The organism is Pseudomonas sp. NPDC088429, assembly GCF_044753305.1.
GTDB lineage: Bacteria > Pseudomonadota > Gammaproteobacteria > Pseudomonadales > Pseudomonadaceae > Aquipseudomonas > Aquipseudomonas rustica.
Window position 1 is genome coordinate 1 of the sequence record NZ_JBIVMX010000068.1, and the last position, 22100, is coordinate 22100.

Sequence of the window (22100 nt, forward strand, 5' to 3'; positions counted from 1 at the left end):
CTCCCACAGTCTGTACTGGGCTAACAGTCAGAAGCTGGCTTTTGGTCCCACCCACCCCTTCGAGTCCTACCATACAAGCGGGCTTGCTCGCGAAGAACGATAACGCGGTATCGGAAGTGACTTGTAGGCCACCCCATGACTCAAACCCCTGCAAAAACAGGAAATGCGGCCTAAAGCCAGCACGTGCACACACGTTCTTTAGCTAGCCGCCATTGAGTACAGGAGATTCAAACGTGAAAGGTTTCAAGGGGTATATCGGTTTCGTCGGGCTGGCGCTGTGTTCGGCCAACGTCTGCGCCGATCTGCCTCAAAGCTCGATTCTGAGCCGCTACGGCGTCACCACCGACCAACTGCCGAACCCGGTAAAGACTGCCGAGGACAAACCGGTCGAAGAAAAAAGCCGCTTTCAGATCCAGCCCGAACAACCGTTCGTGACGATCCGTCTGGGTGACGGCAAGCAGCCGCCAACCACCGGCAATCTGAGCATCGACCGCATGGCGCAACAGGATCTGCAGCGTTGCCAGCGTTTGCAGGGCGAAGTGGTCAAGCGCGGCGGGACGTACATGAGTTGCGACAACAGCATCCCCGGCATGGCAACTCCCGAGTAATGATCGTTCCCACGCTCTGCGTGGGAATGCATCCCGGGACGCTCTCCCTTCCAGAGCCGAACGCGGAGCGTCCGTTGCGGCATTCCCATGCCGAGCGTGGAAACGAGAGTGTTAGTCTTCCTTGCGCACGGTCGCCACTTCATCGGCGCGCACTTTCACTTTCGCCCCGGAAATATCTTCGAATTCATAAAAGCCGTCTTTGGTTTCGGTCTTCGGCATGTCCTTGGTCAAATACTGGGTGCCGTTCTGCAACGTGACCACGGTCTGGGTCGAGCAACCGCCCAATGCCAACAGGGCGGCAACCGCCAATGGAAGGCCCAGCGTCTTGATGTTCATAGCCACCTCAAACTCCTCATGCGATGTAGTACCGATCATTGTCAGTGTTCTAACGCGGTTGGTGTCATGGCACCGTGAAAAGTTCGATGTTCACCGATAAAAAATGCCATTGATCTTTTTCCGTTTGCACCGGGCAGGGCTGAGCTGGTATCTGTACGCATAACCAGTACTCGCTCGCCATGGCCCTGAATTCCCGTGACTGCCAATCCCCTCGACGATCCGTTCTATTACCTCAACAACTTCCGGCAAGTGCTTGATTGGCTTGAGCTTCGCTATGCCGATGTGATGAGCGAAGCGGAGCACGCCTTTATCCGCGACTTCAATGCGCTGCCGCGAGCGTCGCAGGGTCTGCTGGTGCGGATGGTGATGCGCAAGGGCATTCATTTTCGTGCGGGAAAACTGACTTACGCCGAAATCGGCGACATCGCTGCAGCCGCACAGCCGTTATTGGCGCGCGGATGGCTTGACGAGCAGTCACCGTTGGCGATCGCAGAGCTCTTTGATGTGTTGCTCAAGGCTGAAATCCTGCAGGCTTTCGGTGACTTTATTGATCGACCCAAGGGCCGCAAGGATGAATGGCTGCCTTTGCTGGCAGAACAGTTCGATACGCCGCGAACCCTCTGCGACTGGGCGCCGTCTCTGAATGATCGCCTGTTCAGCCTGACCATCATGGATCTGTGCGATCGCCTGCGTCTGATGTTCTTCGGCAACCTCTATCAGGATTGGTCAGAATTCGTCCTTGCTGATCTCGGCATCTTTACTTACGAAAAAGTCGAATTCTGCGCCGATTCCCTAGGCCTGCGCAGCCGCGCGGACGTCGACGCCTGCCTGTTCCTGCACAATTGCCAGTTGCGTTTCGAAGCCGGTGAGCCGCTGGAAACCATCTTTGAACAGGTCAGCGCGCTGCACTTCGACAACCCGTGGTTGCAGCGGCGGCGCGGCAAAGTGCTGTTTCAGATAGGTCAGTACTGTGAGCGCATCACCGAGTTTGCCTTGGCCCTGAGTATCTACCGAGACTGCGCCTATCCCGGTGCGCGGCTGCGGATGATCCGCGTGCTGGAGCGCAGCGCCGAATACGCGCTGGCGCTGGAGTTGGCGTTATTGGCCGAACAAGCCCCGGAAAGCGCCGCTGAGCAGCAAGGTCTGCAACGCATCATGCCGAGGTTGCGACGCAAACTCGGCGGCCCGCCGCTCAAGCGCGCAACGGCAAAACCCGTGGAGCGTCTGGATTTGCACCTGCCACGCAACGATCCGGCGCTGTCGGTGGAGTTTTACGTGCAGGCGCATCTGCACGACGACGAGGGCCCGGTGCATTACGTCGAGAACAGCCTGATCAACTCGCTGTTCGGCTTGCTCTGCTGGCCGGCGATTTTCGCGCCGTTGCCCGGGGCGTTTTTTCACCCGTTCCAGCGCGGCCCGGTCGATCTGCTCAATGAAGATTTCCAGCAACGTCGCACCGAACTGTTCCAGGCCTGCTTCGCCGAGCTCGATGATGGCCGTTATGCCGACACCATTCGTCAACGGTTCGTGGATAAATGGGGCGTACAGTCACCGTTCGTGTTCTGGGGTGCGCTGAATGAAGACTTGCTGGAACAGGCGCTGGCCTGTTTGCCCGCCGAGCACCTCAAACACTGGTTCAACCGTTTGCTGCTCGACATCAAGGCCAATCGCGCCGGCATGCCCGACCTGATCCAGTTCTGGCCGCAGCACAAAACCTATCGAATGATTGAAGTCAAAGGCCCCGGAGACCGCTTGCAGGACAACCAGTTGCGCTGGCTGGAGTTCTGCCACCAGCACCAGATGCCGGTTGCCGTGTGTTACGTGCAATGGGCGGAGCAGAGCGCTTGAGCTACAGCATTGCCGTGCGGGCACTGTGCGAGTTCACCGCCAAGACCGGCGACCTCGACTTGCGCTTCACGCCGTCACCCACCGCGCTGGAAGGCATCGCCGGCCACCGCACCGTAGCCTCGCGGCGCAGCGACAATTACCAAAGTGAAGTGGCGCTGGAAGGCGAATTCCTGCAGTTGAAGGTCAAGGGCAGGGCGGACGGCTACGACCCGGCGCAGAACTGTCTCGAAGAAGTCAAAACTTACCGTGGCGACCTGAGTAAACAACCGGCCAATCACCGCCAGTTGCACTGGGCGCAGGCGAAAATCTACGGATGGTTGATGTGCCGCAAACTGGATTTGCAGAAGATCAATCTGGCGCTGGTGTATTTCGACATCGTCAGCGAAAAGGAAACCTGTCTGGTTGAGGCGTTCAGCGTCGACACCTTGCGCGAGTTCTTTGAGCAGCAATGCCGCTTGTTTCTGTACTGGGCTGAGCAGGAAATGGCGCACCGCGAGGCGCGCAATCTGGCGGCGCAGCAGTTGCGCTTTCCCCATGCGGATTTTCGTCCAGGTCAACGGCATCTGGCCGAATCGGTGTTCAAGGCTATCAGCACCGGTCGTTGCCTGATGGCCCAAGCCCCCACTGGCATTGGCAAAACCCTCGGTACGTTGTTCCCGATGCTCAAGGCGCTGGCGCCGCAGCAACTGGACAAAGTGTTCTTCCTCACCGCTAAAACCCCCGGGCGCAAACTCGCGCTGGACGCCAGTCAGGTGTTGTTTGATCAATCGCCGACGTTGCCGTTGCGTGTGCTGGAAATGGTTGCCCGGGACAAGGCTTGCGAACACCCGGACAAAGCCTGTCATGGCGAATCCTGCCCGTTGGCGCAAGGCTTTTATGATCGTCTGCCCGCCGCGCGTGAAGCCGCCAGCCGCATCAATCTGCTTGATCAAGCCGCCATGCGTGAAGTCGCCGCGCAACATTCGGTATGCCCGTATTACTTGAGCCAGGAAATGGCCCGCTGGGTGGACGTGGTCGTCGCCGACTACAACTATTACTTCGACTTCAGCGCGCTGCTGTTCGGTCTCGCCCAGCTCAATCAATGGAAAGTCGCGGTATTGGCTGATGAGGCGCACAACCTGGTCGAGCGTGGCCGGCAGATGTACAGCGCCAGTCTCGATCAATTCGTCTTGGGCAGCGTGCGCAAAACCGCCCCCGAAGCGCTGAAAAAATCACTGCAAAGGGTCAACCGTGAATGGAACGCGCTGCATGCGCCGCAACTGGCGGCGTATCAGGCCTACGACAAAGCCCCGGAAAAATTGCTGCAAGCGATCTCCCTGTGTTGCGCGGCGATTGGTGATTACCTCAACGATCACCCGCAAGGGCTCGACAGCGCGTTGCAGAACTTCTATTTCGATTTACTGCAGTTTGGCCGAGTGGCGGAGCTATACGACGAGCATTACCTGTTCGACATCAGCAAGCGCGACCTCGACCGCAAACGGCCGCTGTCACAGCTGTGTTTGCGCAACGTGGTGCCTGCTGCGTTCATTGGCCCGCGCCTGAAGTCTGCGCGCAGCAGCGTGTTGTTCTCCGCGACCCTCAGCCCACGGCGTTATTACGCCGACCTGCTTGGCACGCCGGCCGATACGGTGTGGATCGACGTTGAATCACCGTTCAGCGCCGAGCAATTGCAGGTGCAGATCATCAGTCGCATCTCGACCCGTTTCAATCACCGGCAGGCGTCGCTGGAACCCATCGTCGAACTGATCGCGCGGCAGTTCAGCGAGCGCCCGGGTAACTATCTGGCATTTTTCAGCAGCTTCGATTATCTGCAACAAGTGGCAACCTTGCTCGCCGAACGGCACCCGCAGATCACCCTGTGGCAGCAATCGCGGGGCATGGCCGAAGGGCAGCGGCAGGCGTTTCTTGATCAGTTCACAGCAGACAGCCAAGGCGTTGGTTTTGCGGTGTTGGGTGGAGCATTTGGTGAGGGCATCGACCTGCCGGGCGCGCGGTTAATCGGTGCGTTCATTGCGACGCTGGGGCTGGCGCAGCTCAACCCGGTCAACGAACAGTTGAAACTGCGCATGGCAGCGATTTTCGGCGCCGGTTATGACTACACCTATCTGTTCCCGGGGGTGCAGAAGGTGGTGCAGGCGGCAGGCCGGGTGATCCGCACTCGCCAGGATCGCGGTATGGTGATGTTGATCGACGACCGTTTTGCCGAGAGCCGGATCAAGCAGCTACTGCCGAAATGGTGGGCACTACAGCATTCGCCTGGCTGATTGTTTTGGAGGCCGTTTCTGATAGCGCTGTAGGAAGTTTTTCCTTTTAAAAGCAGTGACATATCCCGTATTGAAGCCGTGTTTGATGGTTTCGCAAAAGCAGACTTTATTGATAAGACCGCTCAAGCGGTTCAGCCCATTATCGATAAGGACATCGACCCATGACCATTAACGCCATCTACCCCTACCGACTTTGCAGCACTGCCTGCCATCGCCGTCAACGCGGGATATCAACTGGAGGTGCACATCGTCGCGTGCAATCAGCCTTTTGCATTTCTGTCCGGATTCAAACGGGCCTTCAAAAGCCTGGAAACGCAGGAAGTCGAACGATTTGTCCGGCCCTCGGAACTCAAAGCCAGTCTGGCAACGGCGCATGCAGTAGTGTTTGCACTTGAGGCAGCGGCAAAATTGTCGGATGGCTCGCAAATCCTTTTATACGAACGTGGAATGGGGGCTCTGCAAGATCGCGTGTTGCGTGCACGCAGCCTTTACAGCAGGGACGAGCAGGGCGTACTGAACGTGACCACGCCGAATGAGCCCTATAGCTATGCGGAGTACCAGCGCATCAGCAGTGCTTCAATCAGTGGCAATATGGAACGCGACGAATTTATAAAGGCTTGCCACCGGATGCTGCTGCAGACCCGGCAATACGCCGAGCAGATCCCTGACTATGTGTACGACGCGCTCTATTCACGCATTCTCAAGTACGTGCAGCGTTGAATGACCAAATCCTTGCGAGGTTTAACCGACATGCGCTTCCCAAACCGCCGGTTTGACGCATACTCCTCCAATACCAGATGTGCTTGAGTCGTACCTGATGATCAAAAACACCAAGACCGCTGCGATCGAAGAAATGCGTTTCAGGCTTTTGATCGATGCAGTGGTCGACTACGCGATCTACATGATCGACCCGGACGGCATCATCACCAGCTGGAACTCCGGCGCCAAACGTTTCAAGGGCTACGAAGAAGCCGAGATTCTCGGTGAGCACTTTTCCCGCTTCTATACCGCCGACGACCGCGCCGCCGGGTTGCCGCAGCGGGCGCTCGACACGGCGATTCGTGAAGGGCGCTTTGAGGGCGAAGGTTGGCGGGTACGCAAGGATGGCACCAATTTCTGGTCGCACGTGGTGATCGATCCGATAATCGACCCCAATGGCCAGCTGCTGGGGTTCGCCAAAATCACCCGCGACCTGACCGACCGCAAGATGGCCGAGGAAACCCTCCGTCGCAGCGAACAGCAGTTCCGCATGCTGGTGCAGGGCGTGACCGATTACGCAATCTACATGCTCAGCCCCGAAGGTCGGGTCAGCAACTGGAACCAGGGTGCACAGCGGATTAAAGGCTATCTGCCTGAAGAAATCATCGGTCAGCATTTTTCGGTTTTTTATACGCCAGAAGACCGTGCGGCCGGCGAACCACAACGGGCGTTGGCGATTGCCACCCATGAAGGTCGCTTCGAAAACCGTAGCTGGCGGGTACGCAAGGACGGCACGCGGTTTCTCGCGCACGTGGTGGTCGATGCCATTCGCGGTGAAACCGGCACGCTGCTCGGCTTTGCCAAGATCACCCGTGATGTCACCGAAGCCCATAAAGCCCAGCAGGATCTGGAAAAAACCCGCGAAGCCTTGTTCCAGGCGCAGAAGATGCAGGCCATCGGCCAACTCAGTGGCGGCATCGCTCATGACTTCAATAACCTGCTGACGGTGATTCTCGGCAACCTCGAGATCGTCCAGAAGCGCATTGGCGATGATCCGAAACTCACCCGGTTGCTGGAAAACGCCACCCAGGGCGCACTGCGCGGCGTGTCGCTGACCCAGCGCATGCTGGCGTTCGCTCGTCGTCAGGAACTCAAGACCGAGGCGGTCGATATTCCGCAACTGGTGCAAGGCATCACCGGGCTGCTGCGCAGTTCCTTGGGGCCGAACATCAAAATCGAGACACGTTTCCCTCTCGAACTTGATCGCGTATTGGCTGACACCAATCAGCTGGAACTGGCGATCCTCAATCTGGCGACCAATGCCCGGGATGCCATGCCCGACGGCGGTAGCGTCATTATCAAAGCTGAACACGAAGTGGTGCTGGAACAAGCTCAGCATGCGTTGGCGGCCGGTTACTACGTGTGCCTGAGCCTCACCGACACGGGCGCCGGCATGGATGCCAACACCCTGGCATCGGCCAAGGATCCGTTCTTCACCACCAAAGGCCTGGGCAAGGGCACCGGGCTGGGCTTGTCGATGGTGCATGGCTTTATTGAGCAACTGGGCGGGCGTTTCGTTCTTAAAAGCGACCCGGGGCAGGGCACCACGGCTGAACTCTGGTTGCCAGTGGCGACCCATGCGGACATTGCCAGTCCGCCGACGGTCATTGAACCCGTCAGTTCAGTGCCACGCTTGAGCGTATTGGTGGTGGACGACGACAGTCTGGTACTGACCAGCACGGTGTTGCTGCTCGAAGACCTCGGCCACCGGGTGCTGAGCGTCACCTCCGGTACTCAGGCGTTGAGCCTGTTCGATCAGGGTGAAGTGATCGATCTGATGATCACTGACATGGCCATGCCGCACATGAGCGGCGCGCAACTGGCACACGCCGTTCGGTTGTTGAAACCGGATCTGCCGATCATCCTGGCCACCGGTTACGCCGAGCGTCTGGAGGGTTTTGCGGCACAACTGCCGCGTTTGCCGAAACCGTTCACGCAACTCAATCTGCTGGAGGTCATTGCCCAATCAATGAAATGACCCGTCGGGAGATCCGCCTGAACTTGTCCGCTGTGGAGTTCTTCTAACTGTTTTCCACTCCGGAGCGTGCGTCCTTGTCTCGCATACTGACTCATCCAACTGCTGAAGAAACCCTCACCGAACACGACGCAAAAATGTTTGGCTCGCCCAAGGAGCGGCTGGATTTTTACCGTCGGGAAATACAATACGAAACCAGCATTCTGGCCAACCGAACTGACGCTTATCTGGCGGCGCAATCGTTTCTGGTGATCGCTTTTGCTTCGTGCATGGCTAATCTCAACCCGGAGTGGGGCAAGTTGTTCACCTTGGTGGTGCCACCGTTTCTGGCATTGCTCGGGCTGCTTAGCTCGCTCAACGCCTGGCCAGGGATTCGGGCGGCGTACGACATTATTGATCACTGGCACTTCAAGCAGAGTCATTTGCTGCACAGTGAACCGGTGATGGGCTTGGCGTATGACGAGTCGCCGCTGTTCAGTGAGATGGAGTCGACTCACAAGGGGTACCGAAAGTCGCTGCTGTTTTCGGTGCGTACGCCGTGGATTTTTGCGGTGTTCTGGATAGTGTTGGGGAGTTATGCGGTGTTTATTCAGGTGACTAATCCTGGGGGATGATGCATAGCAAAAAGCCCGACTGAAATGGCCGGGCTTTTCATATTTCGCAATCAATCTGCGGTGTGCTCTAAATCGATTCCCCTCACCCCAGCCCTCTCCCCCAAGGGGTAGAGGGGGAAGGGAGCAGATCTCTGCTGTGTTCAAACATGAGTTCGACCGGATATTTCAGGCCGGCGTATCTCGAACAAACACTGCGGTCAGTCCCCTCTCCCTCCGGGAGAGGGCTAGGGTGAGGGGCTTTTGATCTACAGCCTCAAGCCACCGTCTCAAGCTCCCGACGCAACCCCGCCGAATTCTGCGAAGACATCGGAATCGGCGGGAAGTCCTCGTTCAGCACGCACAGATGATCAATCGCGTCTTCAAACATAAAATCGGCTTTCTTGCGCAAGGCTCGATAGTGCTCAAACTGTTCGAAATCCATATTTTCCACTTCCAGCAACGCGTTCGCCGCTCGATTGAGCGCGTGGGCGTTTTCGAAGAGTTGACGATTGCGTTCCAGAGCCAGTGCTCTGCAAGCCTTGATTTGCGCAGGAGTCGAGCATTCTTTCATGACCGTAACCTTATTCTTCGGGGTTCCTTTTCTCAGGCCCTCAAGCCGCAGGGGAACCGAACCTGCCGGGCCCCGTCGGACTCATCCGGCGGGGGGTTATGCTTGTGACTGTCGACAATCGGGCAGGGATCCATTTTTTTTAAAAAGAATATTCGATGGATCTTCATGGAAAACCTGTAAGGAAAAATCAGCTTTTTTGTTTTTTCCGCTGTTCGTAGCGCGCCAGGATCGGTTGCGTACTGATGCCGTGTAGCAGAATGCTCAGCGCGACCACCGACAGCGTGAGATCCGTGCACAGCGTCGCCACCGAATCCGTCAGCCCATGGTTCAGCGCATAAAACAGATAAAACAGACTGCCGATCCCGCGGATGCCAAACCAGCCGATCAACAATCGTTGCCTGCCTTCAAGCAACGATCCCCAGGGCATCAAAGCCACACAGGCCGGACGGATCACACAAAACAACACGGCACCGACCAGTAATGCCCGCCAGTCCCAATGGGCGATCAACACGACGCCGAGCAGAGTCACCAAAAACACTTCCATGGCCCGTTCGACCAGACCGCCAAACGAAAGCATGTCGCCCATCATGATCCCGGCAGCCACCTGGCTGCTTTCCAGCCGCTCGGTATCGCCATGCACCGCGTACTGCGGCTCGATGTTCTGGTGGCCCACCACCGGTTGCACCAGATGCTCGGCGGGCGGCTGACCGGCACCGGTGGATTTCACTTCGATCTGGCGCAGGCCCAGGCCCGCTGCGAACACCGACAGAAAGCCGTAGCCGCCGATGGCTTCCGCCACCACGTAGGCGAGGGCGATCAGCGCTAGCGCGAGGTAATCATTAGGGCTCAAGGTGCTGTCGTCATTACGGATGCGCAGCGACAACGTAACGCGTCCGATACCGCGCCCCATCCAATAACCGGTCAAAAGTCCCGCGGGCACGGCCCACAGCACATTGCGCAAGACCCAACCCTGCCACTCGGCGGAGGTGCCTTCGCCATGGATCAACAGCAGTCCGAGAATCACAAACGGGAACGCGATCCCGTCATTCAAACCCGCCTCACCGGACAGGCCGTAGCGCACGCTATCGACGTCCCGCGCATCGTTGACTTGCACCAGCGCCGCCAGCACCGGGTCGGTCGGCGCCAGGATCGCGCCAATCAGCAGCGACGGCCCCCACGGCAATTGCAGCGCCCAATGCAACAGCAGACAAACCCCGATGATGGTCACCACCATCACCGGCCCGGCCAGTCCAAAAGCGATTCGCCAACGCTTGTCACGCAGCGGCAATCGCAATTTCAACCCGCAGACAAACAGCGAAAAGAGCACCGCAACTTCCGTCAGGTGCTCCATCCACAGCGAGGTTTCTTCTAGGGGCAGTTTCAGCAGGCCCAAGCCACTGGGGCCGATGGCGATGCCCAGCAGCAAGCAAACCGCTGACGTCGTGACCGGCATCCAGCGCAGGTACGACGAGGTCAGTGCCAGGGTCAACAACACGGCGCCGAGCACCGCGACCCACACAATAAAACTCATGTTGTGCCGCCTCCGAATGTTCCATATGACGGCAATCGCACCGCATTTTTTTGGTAGCTGCCATATCACTGTAGGAGCTGCCGCAGGCTGCGATCTTTTGATCTTGAAAAACACAAGCAAAAGATCGCAGCCTGCGGCAGCTCCTACAGTGACGAAAGGCCACAGGGTTTCAGAGCATCGGTTTGCCGCCGGTCACGCCGTAGCGCTGACCGGTGATGTAACTGGCTTCATCCGAGGCCAGCAGCACATAAATAGGCGCCACTTCGACCGGTTGACCTGGGCGACCAAGCGGGGTTTGCGCGCCGAAGTTCTGCACTTCTTCGTCGGGCATGGTCGAGACAATCAGCGGCGTCCAGATCGGCCCCGGCGCCACGCAGTTCACGCGAATTTCCTGCGGCCCGAGCATCTGCGCCAGACCGCCGGTGAAATTGGCAATCGCGCCTTTGGTGGTGGCATAAGCGAGCAGGCTGGGTTTGGGCATGTCCGAGTTGATCGAGCTGGTATTGATGATCGACGAGCCGGCGCGCATGTGTTTGAGCGCCGCTTGGCACAGGCGGAAAATCGCCGTGATATTCACGTCAAAGGTCATCACCCATTCTTCATCGGGGATTTCCTCGAAGGTTTCGTGGGTCATCTGAAACGCAGCGTTGTTGACCAACACATCGATGCGGCCGAAGCGTTCGACGGTTTTATCGACCAAGGCCTGGCAGTGGGATTTCTGCGCGAGATCGCCCGGCAGCAAGAGGCACTGACGCCCAGCCTGTTCGACCCAGCGTGCGGTTTCCTTGGCGTCTTCGTGTTCGTTCAGATAAGCGACCGCAACGTCTGCGCCTTCACGGGCAAAGGCAATCGCTACGGCGCGACCGATGCCGCTGTCGGCGCCAGTGATCAGGGCAATTTTGCCGGCCAGGCGTCCAGAGCCGACGTAGCTTTGCTCGCCACAATCGGGGTAGGGCTGCATTTTGCTTTGCGAACCGGGGACGGCTTGGGCTTGTTTGGCAAAGGGAGGTTTTGGATAGTCGGTCATCGCGGGTCTCCGAGGTCTCATGGCAGGTATGGGTGGTTGACCCGGGGTGTTTGCCGTGAGTTCGATCGGATTTCCATACCCCCCCTGTAGGAGCTGCCGCAGGCTGCGATCTTTTGATCTTGATCTTAAAAAACCAGATCAAAAGATCGCAGCCTGCGGCAGCTCCTACAGGGGAATGGTGTCAGCGGTTAGCCAAAGCACGCTCCATCCGCGCAATGCCTTCTTCCAGCATCGAGCGTGGGCAGCCGAAGTTCAGGCGTACGAACTGTCGGTGCTGATCGCCGAAATCCAGACCGGCACTGAGGCCAACCTTGCCTTGCTCAAGGAAGAACTGCTGCGGGTTGGCCAGATCCAGCGCCGAGCAATCCAGCCACGCCAGATAAGTCCCTTGCGGCACATTAATCGTCACGCCCGGCAAACGGCTGCGCACCGCATCTACCAGATAATCACGGTTGGCCTGCAGATAGGTTTTCAGCTCGGCCAGCCACGGCGCGCCTTCGCTGTACGCCACGCGGGTCGCTTCCATGCCCAACGGATTGACGCTGTCGACCATGCCGCAGCGGGCGTGGTTGACGCGTTCGCGCAGGGCGGCATCTTGAATGATCATGAACGAGGTCTTCAGGCCGGCGATGTTGTAAGCCTTGCTCGCCGACATCAGAGTGATGGTGCGTTGGGCGATTTCCGGACTCAGCGAGGCGGTCGGAATGTGTACGCGACCGTCGAAGCACAGTTCGGCGTGAATCTCATCGGAGATGATCCACGCGTCCTGCGCCACGCAAATATCGGCCACGGCTTGCAGCTCTTCGCGGCCGAACACTTTGCCCAGTGGGTTGTGCGGGTTGCTCAGCAATAGAGCGCCACCACCGTTTAGCGAATCACGCAATACGTCCAGCGGCGTCAAGTAGGTGCCGTCCGCCTGCGCATTGAATTCCAGCTCGACCTTGTTCAACCCCCAATGCCCCGGCGCATGGCGCAGCGGCGGGTAGTTCGGCACTTGCACCACAACGTTCTGCTGCGGCTGCACCAGCGCTTTCAACGCCATGTTGAAACCGGATTCAACGCCCGGCAGGAAGATCAGCTCTTGCGGTTCGACCTTCCAGGCGAACTTGGCCCAGAGGTCGGCGACGATGGCTTCGCGCAGGCTGTCCTGAGCAACGGTGTAACCCACCAGCGGGTGCAACAAGCGCTGTTGCAGCGCCTCGATGACTACCGGCGGCGCGGCGAAATCCATGTCAGCAACCCACATCGGCAACACGTCGGCCGGGTAGCGGCTCCACTTGGTGCTGCCGGTGTTGTGGCGGTCGAATAGCTGATCAAAATCGAAAGTCATGCGCGGTCTCGTGAAGGCGGGTTGTTCATGGACGCCATGATAAACCCTCAACCCCTGTAGGAGCTGCCGAAGGCTGCGATCTTTTGATCTTGTTTTTTACAAGCAAAGTCAAAAGATCGCAGCCTTCGGCAGCTCCTACAAAGGCTCTGCAGCTTCCGACGGTCGGTTTTCACACAGAACGTATGGTCTTTGTCTACAGTGAAAAGGTCGGCAGACGTTTGCCGCAACCGTGTTTGTCCAGATAAAACCCGGCACAAGTACCGGGTTCCACCTGATCAGGAGTGCACGATGGATCTCAGCCGTCGTCAGTTCTTCAAGGTCGCCGGTATCGGCCTTGCAGGCTCGAGCCTGGGCGCGTTGGGCATGGCCCCGACGCTGGCCTTCGCCGAGCAGGTGCGCCACTTCAAGCTTGCCCACACCCATGAAACCCGCAACACCTGCCCGTATTGCTCGGTCGGCTGCGGGTTGATCATGTACAGCCAGGGCGATGCTGCGAAGAACGTTGCGCAAAACATCATTCACATCGAGGGCGACGCTGACCACCCGGTCAACCGCGGCACCCTCTGCCCGAAAGGCGCAGGCCTTCTCGACTTCATTCACAGCCCCGGCCGTTTGCTCTACCCGCAAACGCGCAAACCGGGCAGCAGCGAATGGACGCGGATCAGTTGGGACGAAGCGCTTGATCGCATCGTCGACCTGATGAAGACCGACCGCGACGCCAACTTCATCGAACAAAATGCCACTGGGCAAACGGTGAATCGCTGGCTGAGCACCGGTTTTCTTGCGGCGTCGGCGGCGTCCAACGAAGCCGGTTACATCACCCAGAAGGTGATTCGCAGTCTCGGCATGCTGGGGTTTGATAACCAGGCGCGTGTCTGACACGGCCCGACGGTGGCAAGTCTTGCCCCGACGTACGGCCGTGGTGCCATGACCAATACCTGGACTGATATCGCCAACGCGAATCTGATCCTGGTGATGGGTGGCAACGCAGCAGAAGCGCATCCGTGCGGCTTCAAATGGGTGACCGAGGCCAAAGCGCACAACGCTGCGCGGCTGATTGTGGTCGATCCGCGTTTTACCCGCACCGCTTCGGTGGCCGACTATTACGCGCCGATCCGCACCGGCACCGACATCGCCTTCATGGGCGGGCTGATCAATTACCTGCTGACCGAGGACAAAATCCAGCACGAGTACGTGCGCAATTACACCGACGTCTCGTTCATCGTCAAAGAAGGCTATGGCTTCGAAGACGGTATCTTCAGCGGCTACGACGTCGCCAAGCGCAGCTACACCGACAAGTCCGGTTGGGGCTACGAGATGGGCGACGATGGCTTTGCCAAAGTCGATCCGACGCTGCAACACCCGCGCTGCGTCTATCAATTGATGAAGGTGCATTACAGCCGCTACAACATCGACCTCGCCAGCCAGATCTGTGGCATGCCGGTCGACGCCATGCAGAAAATCTGGGACGAAATCGCCACCTGCTCGATACCGGGCAAGACCATGACGATTCTCTACGCCCTCGGCTGGACGCAGCACTCAATCGGCGCGCAGATCATCCGCAGCGCGGCGATGGTGCAATTGCTACTGGGCAACGTCGGCATGCCCGGCGGCGGCGTCAACGCCTTGCGCGGGCACTCCAACATTCAGGGCCTGACCGATCTTGGCTTGCTCTCCAATGCGCTGCCGGGATACCTGACATTGGCCAGCGACAGCGAGCAGGACTACGGTCAGTTCATCCATAAACGCACGCAAGTTCCGCTGCGCCCGGGGCAACTGTCTTACTGGCAGAACTACAGCAAATTTCACGTCAGCCTGATGAAGTCGTGGTACGGCGCCAACGCCACCGCCGAAAACAATTGGTGCTACGACCATTTGCCGAAACTCGACATCCCCAACTACGACGTCTTGAAAATGTTCGACCTGATGAGCCAAGGCAAGGTCAACGGCTACTTCTGCCAGGGCTTCAATCCGATCGCCGCGCTGCCGGACAAAAACCGCGTGATGGGCGCATTGGCGAAACTGAAATGGCTGGTGGTGATGGATCCGCTGGCCACCGAGACCTCGGAGTTCTGGCACAACGTCGGGCCGTACAACGATGTGAAAAGCGCGGAGATCCAGACCGAAGTCATTCGCCTGCCGACCACGTGTTTTGCCGAAGAGGACGGCTCGCTGGTCAACAGCAGCCGCTGGTTGCAATGGCACTGGAAAGGCGCTGATGGCCCGGGCGAAGCGCAGACCGACATTCGCATCATGGCCGAACTGTTCCTGCGCCTGCGTAAGCGCTATCAGGCCGAGGGTGGCAAATTCCCTGATCCGCTGTTGAAACTGACGTGGCCGTACAAGATCCCCGACGAGCCTTCGCCGGAAGAACTGGCCAAGGAAATCAACGGCAGCGCCGTGGCTGACTTCACCGATGCCACGGGCGCGGCGGTCAAGGCCGGCTCGCAGTTGTCGGGGTTCGGCTTGCTCAAGGATGACGGCAGCACCGCATCCGGCTGCTGGATTTTCGCCGGTAGCTGGACCGAGGCCGGCAATCAGATGGCGCGGCGCGACAACGCCGATCCGTATGGCATGCACCAGCATTTGGGCTGGGCGTGGGCGTGGCCGGCCAATCGGCGGATTCTCTACAACCGCGCTTCGGCAGATGTTTCCGGTAAACCGTGGGATCCGAAAAAACGTCTGGTCTGGTGGAACGGCAAAGCCTGGGGCGGCACCGACGTGCCGGACTACAAGGCCGACGTGCCACCAGAAGCCGGGATGAACCCGTTCATCATGAACCCCGAAGGCGTGGCGCGATTCTTCGCCGTCGACAAGATGAACGAAGGCCCATTCCCCGAGCATTACGAGCCGTTCGAAACGCCGATCGGCATCAATCCGCTGCACCCGCAAAACAAGAAAGCCACCAGCAACCCGGCGGCGCGGATCTTCGATTCGGTCTGGGAAACCCTCGGCGAGGCCAAGGACTTCCCGTACGCCGGCACCAGTTACCGGTTGACCGAGCATTTCCACTTCTGGAGCAAGCACTGCAAGTTGAACGCGATTGCTCAACCCGAGCAGTTCGTGGAAATCGGCGAAGTGTTGGCGAAAGAGAAGGGCATTGCTGCCGGCGATCGCGTGCGGGTCAGTTGCAAGCGCGGCTTTATCGAAGCGGTGGCGGTGGTGACGAAGAGGATCCGGCCGTTGCAGGTCAACGGCCAGGTCGTGCATCAGATCGGCATCCCGCTGCACTGGGGTTTCACCGGCCTGACGCGTCACGGTTACCTGACCAACACCCTGGTGCCGTTCCTCGGCGATGGCAACACACAGACCCCGGAATCCAAGTCATTCCTGGTCAACGTGGAGAAGCTCTGATGGAGAATCTTTAAATGGCCAGCCAAGACATCATTGCCCGCTCGGCCACCACGACGGTGCCGCCGTCGGTGCGGAATCAGGAGGCGGTGGCCAAGCTGATCGACACCACCAAGTGCATCGGCTGCAAGGCCTGCCAGGTCGCCTGCTCGGAGTGGAACGAGCTGCGCGACGAGGTCGGCCACAACCACGGCACCTACGACAACCCGCAGGATCTGAGCGCGGAAACCTGGACGTTGATGCGCTTCACCGAACACGAAACCGACGCCGGCAACCTCGAATGGCTGATCCGCAAGGACGGCTGCATGCACTGCGCCGAGCCCGGTTGTCTGGCGGCGTGCCCGAGCCCCGGCGCGATCATCAAGCACGCTAACGGCATCGTCGATTTCGATCAGGATCACTGCATCGGCTGCGGTTATTGCATCACCGGTTGCCCGTTCAACATTCCGCGCATTTCGCAGAAAGATCACAAGGCTTACAAGTGCACCTTGTGTTCGGATCGGGTCGCAGTCGGGCTGGAACCGGCCTGCGTAAAAACCTGCCCGACCGGGGCCATTGTTTTCGGTACCAAGGAGGATATGAAGGAACACGCTGCCGAACGCATCGTTGACCTGAAAAGCCGTGGTTTCGAAAACGCCGGTTTGTATGACCCGGCAGGCGTTGGCGGCACGCATGTGATGTACGTGTTGCATCACGCCGACACGCCAACGATCTACGCCAACCTGCCGCAGAATCCGGCAATCAGTCCGTTGGTGGGTCTGTGGAAAGGCATCAGCAAACCTCTGGGCCTGCTGGCCATGGGCGCGGCGGTGTTGGCCGGGTTCTTCCATTACGTGCGCATCGGCCCGAACCGCGTCGAAGAAGATGAACATCCAACACCGCCCGACACTTCGGTGCACGTCGTCGACCCGGCGGTGCACACCTTCGATCCACGCGGGGAGGAGCGGCCATGAGCAACAAGACGATCCTGCGTTACACCGCCAACCAGCGCACCAATCACTGGCTGGTGGCGATCCTGTTTTTCATGGCCGGACTGTCCGGACTGGCGTTGTTTCATCCGTCGCTGTTCTGGCTGAGCAACCTGTTTGGCGGCGGGCCATGGACGCGGATTTTGCATCCGTTTATGGGTGTGGCGATGTTCGTGCTGTTCCTCGGTCTGGTGTTCCGTTTCTGGCGCGCGAACTTCTTTATCGACAACGACTGGAAGTGGATGCGCCGCATTGATCGGGTACTGGTCAACGATGAAGAAAGCGTACCGCCGGTGGGCAAATACAACGCCGGGCAAAAGCTGCTGTTCTGGACTTTACTGCTGTGCATGCTCGGGTTGCTGTTCACCGGGCTGGTGATCTGGCGCGCGTATTTCAGTGCGTTTTTCGGCATCACCGTGATCCGTTGGGCGATGCTTCTGCACGCGCTCGCCGGGTTCGTGCTGGTGCTGAGCATCATCATTCACATCTACGCCGGGCTGTGGATCAAGGGTTCGGTGGACGCGATGATGCATGGTTGGGTCAGCCGCGCCTGGGCGAAAAAACACCATGAACTGTGGTATCGCGACATCACCCGCGACGAGCGTCAACCGGACGTGCCGGAGCGACCGATCACCAAAAAGGGCTGACTTTTGCCAACCATTCTTGAACCTGGGGAAATTGAAGCGGCGGCCAGTTCGCCGCCGTTTCTGCACCTGCCGCCGCACAATCTGTTTTCCCTGCGCGCTGATCGTCTCGAGCAGTTGGCCGAGGGGCATCCGTTGGCCGAGTATCTGCGACTGATCGCCGGGTTGTGCCGGGTGCAGCAGCAGCTGTTCAATGATCCGCCGCTGACCGCGCCGTTTGATCAGCAACGGATCGAGACGTGTCAGCAGCATGGTTTGCCGCCGTTTGCGGCGGATACGTTGGTGCGCGAGGAGGGTTGGCAGGCTTATCTCGAGGCTTTGTTGCAACGTTATCAGCCGGGTGAACAGCCTGCTGTTGTCGAGGCGGTCGACACCTTGCGCGGCGCCAGTTCCGGCCAGTTGCGCGCGTGGGCGGTGGCGCTGGTCAGCGGCCAATATTCGATGGTGCCGGCGCAACTGGTGCCGTTTCTCGGGGCGGCGCTGCAAGCGGCGTGGAGCCATTGGCTGCTCACTGCGCCGGATCTCAAATTGAAACCCGGCGATAGCCTCAGCCAGTGCCCGGCCTGCGGTTCGCCGACGATGGCGGGGGTGATCCGTCATCGCGGCAAGCACAACGGTTTGCGTTATCTGGTCTGTTCACTGTGTGCCTGCGAATGGCATGTGGTGCGGGTCAAGTGCGTGTATTGCGAATCGAGCAAGGGCCTGGATTATTTCAGCCTTGAGGATGATCGCCACGCGGCGAATCAGGCGCCGTTGCGGGCTGAGGTCTGTCCGGGCTGTAACAGTTATCTGAAACTGGTTTATCTGGAAAACGATGCTGACGCCGAGGCGCTGTCGGCGGATCTCTCCAGTTTGTTGCTGGACATGCGTCTGGCGCAGGATGGTTATCAGCGTCTGGCGCCGAATCTGTTGCTGGCTCCGGGAGACGAATGATCTGAGCGTCTACACTCTGGCGCAGTGATCTGTCTCCAGGAGTGGCTGATGTCCCTGCGGTTACCTTCCATTGATGGTTTGTTGCGTCACGCGGCGTGTGTGCCTTTGCTTGCGCGTCATGGGCGTGAATCGTTGTTGGCAAGCTTGCGCCAACTGCTTGATGAACTGCGTCCCGCCGTGTTGAGCGGGCATTTATCGGCGGTTGAAATCAGCCCCGAAGTGCTCGCCGGTCGCGTCGGCGAACGCTTGGCGCAGCAACAACGCAGTAACGTGCGCCGGGTGTTCAACCTCACTGGCACCGTGTTGCACACCAACCTCGGCCGCGCCTTGTTGCCGGACGAAGCCATCGAAGCCGTGCAAATGGCCGCGCGTTATCCGCTCAATCTCGAATTCGATCTGGCCAGCGGCAAACGCGGTGATCGCGATGATTTGATCGAAGGCCTGATCCGCGAACTGACCGGCGCCGAAGCCGTCACCGTGGTCAATAACAATGCTGCGGCGGTGCTGCTGACGCTCAACAGCCTGGGCGCGCGCAAGGAAGGCATCATCTCGCGCGGCGAGCTGATCGAGATCGGCGGCGCCTTTCGCATTCCCGACATCATGGCCCGCGCCGGCGTGCGTCTGCACGAAGTCGGCACGACCAATCGCACCCATGCCCGCGATTACGAAGCAGCGATCAGCCCACGCAGCGGCCTGATCATGTGTGTGCATGCGAGCAATTACGCCATCGAAGGGTTTACCGCGCGGGTGCCCACCGCTGAGCTGGCCGAGTTGGCGCATCGGCATGCTTTGCCGTTGCTGGAGGATCTGGGCAGCGGCAGTTTGCTCGATTTGACGCGCTGGGGTTTGCCGGCCGAGCCGACGGTGCGTCAGGCGCTGCTCGATGGCGCGGACATTGTCACCTTCAGCGGCGATAAATTGCTCGGTGGGCCGCAGGCCGGTTTGATCGTCGGGCGCAAAGAGCTGATCGCGAAGATCAAGAAGAACCCGCTGAAACGCGCGTTGCGTGTCGACAAGCTGACCTTGGCGGCGCTGGAGGCGGTGCTGGGTTTGTATCGCGATCCGGATCGGCTGGCCGAGCGTCTGCCGAGTCTGCGGCTGCTGACTCGACCGCAGGCGGACATCTTTGCGCAGGCCTCGCGCTTGCAACCGGCGCTGGCTGAAGTGCTGGGCGAGGGTTGGCAGGTCAGTGCGGTTGAGGCCTTGGGCATGATCGGCAGCGGCAGCCAACCGGTGGCGCGTTTGCCGAGTGCGGCGCTGTGTCTGCGCCCGCACGTTTCCAAGCGACTGCGCGGGCGTTGCTTGTTGAATCTTGAAGCGGCACTGCGCGCGTTGCCGATCCCGGTGCTCGGCCGTATCGACGACGATGCGCTGTGGCTGGATCTGCGCCAACTCGACGATGAGCCGGCGTGGCTGGCGCAGCTGCCGCAGTTGCAGGTCAATCCGTGATTGTCGGCACGGCGGGGCACATCGACCACGGCAAGACATCGCTGCTGCAAGCGCTGACCGGACAAACCGGTGATCGTCGTCCGCATGAACGCGAACGCGGGATGACCATTGACCTTGGTTATCTGTATGCCGAACTCGAACCGGGCGCGGGCCTGACCGGGTTTATCGATGTGCCGGGGCATGAAAAATTCACCCATAACATGCTCGCCGGGGCGCAAGGCATTGATCGGGTGTTGCTGGTGGTTGCGGCGGATGACGGCGTGATGCCGCAAACCCGTGAACATCTGGCGATCGTCGAACTGCTCGGCATTCCGCGCGCGTTGGTGGCGATCACCAAGTGCGACCGGGTCGAGGCGGGCAGGGTGGAAGAAGTGCAGCGTCAGGTGCTCGATCTGCTGGAGGCCGGGCCGTTTGCCGAGGCGCCGATTGTGATTGTCTCGAGCGTGACCGGGCAGGGCGTTGATGAACTGCGCGAGCTGTTGTTGCGCGCGCAACGTGACGTGCTGGAGCGCAGTCGTGAGGGTGGTTTTCGATTGGCCATTGATCGGGCGTTCAGCGTCGCCGGTGCGGGGATTGTGGTAACGGGTACGGCGCTGTCGGGCGAGGTCTCGGTGGGCGATAAACTCACGCTCGGGCCGTCAGGGAGATCGGTGAAGGTGCGCGGATTGCACGCGCAGAATCAGGCTGCTGAGCAAGCCTTCGCTGGGCAACGGGTGGCGCTGAATCTGAGCGGCGAACGCCTGGAATTGGCGCAGATCCATCGCGGGCAATGGCTGCTGAGCGATTGGCTGCACGCCCCGACGCAGCGCGTGGATATCGAATTTCAATTGCTGCCGGGCGAACGGACTTTCGAGCATTTTCATCCGGTGCATGTGCATCTCGGCACGCAGGACGTGATTGCGCGGGTGGCGTTGCTTGAAGGATCGCGCCTGAGTGCTGGTGAGCGGATGTTCGCGCAACTGCTGATCAACGCGCCGGTGCATGCGGTGAAGGGCGATCGGCTGATCCTGCGTGATTCCAGCGCTCAGCGCACTCTTGGTGGCGGGCGCGTGCTTGATCCGTTTGCCCCGGCCCGACAGCGCCGCAGTCCTGAGCGTTTGGCGCAGTTGCAGGCGTTGGCTGACAGCGAAAGTTTTGAGCAGGTGTTGCCAGCGTTGCTGGATCACAGCGCCGGCGGCCTCGGCCCGCATCGGCTGGAACGCCAATTCAATCGTCCGCGCGCAAGCTGGTCTTTGCCTGAGAATGTGCGCCTGATCGACACCCGCCAAGGCCCGGTGCTGTTCAACGTGCAGCGCTGGGGGCAACTGAAATTCACCCTGCTGGAGCAATTGGCGAAGTTTCATGAACTGGAGCCCGATCAGATGGGCCCGGATCGTGATCGCCTGAGACGCTTCAGTGCGCTGCCGCTGGAACGTTCGACGTTTGCCAGTTTGCTCGACGAATTGCGCGATGCCGGCGCGATCTCTGCCAGTGGCCCGTGGCTGCATCTGCCTGATCACCAGGTGCGCCTGAATGCCGAAGACGAGATCCTCTGGCAGCGACTGCAACCGTTATTTGAAAACGGCGGCTTCGATCCGCCGTGGCTGCGCGACGTGGCGAAGATGCTTGGCGAGGATGACGCCGTGGTGCGTTTGCTGCTGCGCAAACTGGCGCGGCTGGGGTTGATGCATCAAGTGGTGCGCGACCTGTTCCTCAGCGACAGCCAACTGCGCAGGATGGCGGCGATCCTCCTGCAACTGGCCAAGGAAAATCCGCAGATCCAGGTGACAACCTTCCGCGATGCGCTAGGCTTGGGACGCAAACGCTGTATTCAGTTCCTCGAATACTTCGACCGCCTCGGCCTGACCCGGCGCAGCGGCGAAGCACGGCAAATCCGCTACGACAACGCACTGGCCAACACCAGCGCGCACTGA

The 22100-nt window shown here is 59.5% G+C and carries 16 protein-coding genes and 1 pseudogene; 12 read left to right on the forward strand and 5 right to left on the reverse strand.

Annotation, left to right across the window (positions count from 1 at the left end; translation table 11 throughout):
* Positions 1-233 precede the first annotated feature (233 nt).
* Complete coding sequence (locus tag ACIP66_RS24150; protein ID WP_400651450.1) at positions 234-608, forward strand: hypothetical protein; 375 nt, start codon at positions 234-236, stop codon at positions 606-608.
* 111 nt (positions 609-719) lie between these two features.
* Here ACIP66_RS24150 and ACIP66_RS24155 read toward each other — a convergent pair whose 3' ends face one another.
* Entirely contained in the window at positions 720-944 is a 225-nt protein-coding gene (locus ACIP66_RS24155; protein WP_053119977.1) for a YgdI/YgdR family lipoprotein, read from the reverse strand.
* A gap of 195 nt (positions 945-1139) precedes the next feature.
* On the opposite strand from ACIP66_RS24155, the gene ACIP66_RS24160 reads away from it, so the two are divergent.
* The 5 genes and pseudogenes from ACIP66_RS24160 (at position 1140) to ACIP66_RS24180 (ending at position 8404) form a co-directional block, all read left to right on the forward strand.
* On the forward strand, positions 1140-2792 hold the full coding sequence (locus ACIP66_RS24160) for a VRR-NUC domain-containing protein (RefSeq protein ID WP_400651453.1): 1653 nt from the start codon (positions 1140-1142) through the stop codon (positions 2790-2792).
* Complete coding sequence (locus ACIP66_RS24165) at positions 2789-5056, forward strand: ATP-dependent DNA helicase (protein ID WP_400651455.1); 2268 nt, start codon at positions 2789-2791, stop codon at positions 5054-5056. The genes ACIP66_RS24160 and ACIP66_RS24165 overlap by 4 nt, the downstream gene beginning before the upstream one ends.
* A gap of 192 nt (positions 5057-5248) precedes the next feature.
* A pseudogene (locus tag ACIP66_RS24170) lies at positions 5249-5776 on the forward strand (Zeta toxin); the annotation flags it as partial.
* 97 nt (positions 5777-5873) lie between these two features.
* Entirely contained in the window at positions 5874-7793 is a 1920-nt protein-coding gene (locus ACIP66_RS24175) for a PAS domain S-box protein (RefSeq protein ID WP_400651457.1), read from the forward strand.
* Between the two features lie 74 nt (positions 7794-7867).
* Positions 7868-8404, forward strand: a complete 537-nt coding sequence (locus tag ACIP66_RS24180) for a hypothetical protein (protein WP_053119988.1) — start codon at positions 7868-7870, stop codon at positions 8402-8404.
* 253 nt (positions 8405-8657) lie between these two features.
* On the opposite strand, the gene ACIP66_RS24185 is transcribed toward ACIP66_RS24180, so the two are convergent.
* From ACIP66_RS24185 to ACIP66_RS24200, 4 genes are all read right to left on the reverse strand, one after another.
* Complete coding sequence (locus ACIP66_RS24185; protein WP_053119990.1) at positions 8658-8954, reverse strand: hypothetical protein; 297 nt, start codon at positions 8952-8954, stop codon at positions 8658-8660.
* Positions 8955-9141: 187 nt separating this feature from the next.
* A complete protein-coding gene (locus ACIP66_RS24190) occupies positions 9142-10485 on the reverse strand; it encodes a cation:proton antiporter (protein ID WP_400651461.1) in 1344 nt (447 codons plus the stop codon).
* A 169-nt stretch (positions 10486-10654) separates the two neighbouring features.
* On the reverse strand, positions 10655-11512 hold the full coding sequence (locus ACIP66_RS24195; protein WP_053119994.1) for a glucose 1-dehydrogenase: 858 nt from the start codon (positions 11510-11512) through the stop codon (positions 10655-10657).
* A 181-nt stretch (positions 11513-11693) separates the two neighbouring features.
* Positions 11694-12842: a MalY/PatB family protein gene (locus ACIP66_RS24200; protein ID WP_400651464.1), complete on the reverse strand. Its 1149-nt coding sequence runs from the start codon at positions 12840-12842 to the stop codon at positions 11694-11696.
* A gap of 288 nt (positions 12843-13130) precedes the next feature.
* Between ACIP66_RS24200 and fdnG the strand changes: the two genes are divergently transcribed.
* Genes fdnG through selB form a run of 6 tightly spaced genes read left to right on the forward strand, consistent with a single transcriptional unit; the run spans position 13131 to position 22100 of the window.
* Positions 13131-16196, forward strand: coding sequence for a formate dehydrogenase-N subunit alpha (gene fdnG, locus ACIP66_RS24205; RefSeq protein ID WP_400651466.1), 3066 nt, complete (start codon positions 13131-13133; stop codon positions 16194-16196).
* Positions 16197-16210: 14 nt separating this feature from the next.
* Positions 16211-17146, forward strand: a complete 936-nt coding sequence (gene fdxH, locus ACIP66_RS24210) for a formate dehydrogenase subunit beta (protein ID WP_400651469.1) — start codon at positions 16211-16213, stop codon at positions 17144-17146.
* The gene (locus tag ACIP66_RS24215; protein WP_053120000.1) at positions 17143-17808 is read left to right on the forward strand and encodes a formate dehydrogenase subunit gamma; all 666 of its coding nucleotides are present in this window, start codon (positions 17143-17145) and stop codon (positions 17806-17808) included. Before fdxH ends, ACIP66_RS24215 begins: the two co-directional genes overlap by 4 nt.
* Positions 17809-17811: 3 nt before the next feature.
* Positions 17812-18738, forward strand: coding sequence for a formate dehydrogenase accessory protein FdhE (gene fdhE / locus ACIP66_RS24220; RefSeq protein WP_400651472.1), 927 nt, complete (start codon positions 17812-17814; stop codon positions 18736-18738).
* 45 nt (positions 18739-18783) lie between these two features.
* Positions 18784-20187, forward strand: coding sequence for an L-seryl-tRNA(Sec) selenium transferase (gene selA / locus ACIP66_RS24225; protein ID WP_400651488.1), 1404 nt, complete (start codon positions 18784-18786; stop codon positions 20185-20187).
* Entirely contained in the window at positions 20184-22100 is a 1917-nt protein-coding gene (gene selB, locus ACIP66_RS24230; protein WP_400651491.1) for a selenocysteine-specific translation elongation factor, read from the forward strand. Before selA ends, selB begins: the two co-directional genes overlap by 4 nt.